Annotated in this window: 1 protein-coding gene and 1 pseudogene; one reads left to right on the forward strand and one right to left on the reverse strand. The window is 43.5% G+C overall.

Translation table 11 applies throughout. From position 1 onward, the window contains the following. Positions 1 to 386, forward strand: a 386-nt coding sequence (locus JMY00_RS13490) for an ATP-binding cassette domain-containing protein (RefSeq protein WP_201580536.1), incomplete at its 5' end; no start/stop codon positions are given. A gap of 219 nt (positions 387 to 605) precedes the next feature. Here JMY00_RS13490 and JMY00_RS13495 read toward each other — a convergent pair. Next, positions 606 to 876 (reverse strand): annotated as a pseudogene (locus JMY00_RS13495) (anthranilate/aminodeoxychorismate synthase component II); the annotation flags it as partial.

The raw sequence follows: 876 nt of genomic DNA on the forward strand, positions 1-876 counted from the left end.
GTGCTAAGGCGCTTCAGTTACTAGAAAAAGTTGGCCTGTCAGATAAAGTAGACTTATATCCGTTTCAACTTTCAGGCGGACAGCAGCAGCGCGTGGGAATTGCAAGAGCATTGGCCATTGAACCTGATCTGTTATTGTTTGATGAGCCGACCTCTGCACTTGATCCTGAACTGGTACAAGAAGTGCTAAAGACCATGCAGCAACTGGCGTCTGAAGGGTGGACCATGGTTGTGGTTACCCATGAAATTAACTTTGCGCGCAATGTGGCCGATGTGGTGATGTTGATGGAAGATGGCTACGTAGTAGAAGTAGGCCCTCCTGAACAACTATTTGAGCACTCAGAGCACCCACGTACCCAAGCTTTCTTGCAGCGCATTAAGAGCTAGGTATAAGTATAGTCGTAGACAAATTAAAGAGCTACAGCGTTAACCTTACTAAGCCCGTTCTAGTAGTACTTGAGGTAGGTTGCCTCGTATCTCATTTGGTTGGCTATGACTATAATAAATAGTTAATAGTCTTATAGAACGATAAATAGACGATAAAAAGGGTTAGTGGCAAGCCAACTAACCCTTTTTGTTGATCATAAAAATCTGGGCTAAATAAAGTTATACCTGCATCAAGAAGTTGGCCAACAGACGTTTGGCACCCTCAGTAGCAAAAGACTCTGGGTGAAACTGTACCCCTTGGATAGGGAACTGCTTATGACGAATGCCCATAATTTCCTCACCCTTGTTGACGCAGTCAATTAAGCTGTCATTTTCAAATTGCTCATTAGAGACCACTGCGGTGACTTCAAGACATTCAGGCAGAGTGTCTGCTTTTACCATTAATGAATGGTAGCGCATAATTTCAATATCCTGAGGCAACCCTTTATAC

The sequence above is a fragment of the Psychrobacter sp. Pi2-52 genome, assembly GCF_904846705.1.
Classification (GTDB): Bacteria; Pseudomonadota; Gammaproteobacteria; order Pseudomonadales; family Moraxellaceae; genus Psychrobacter.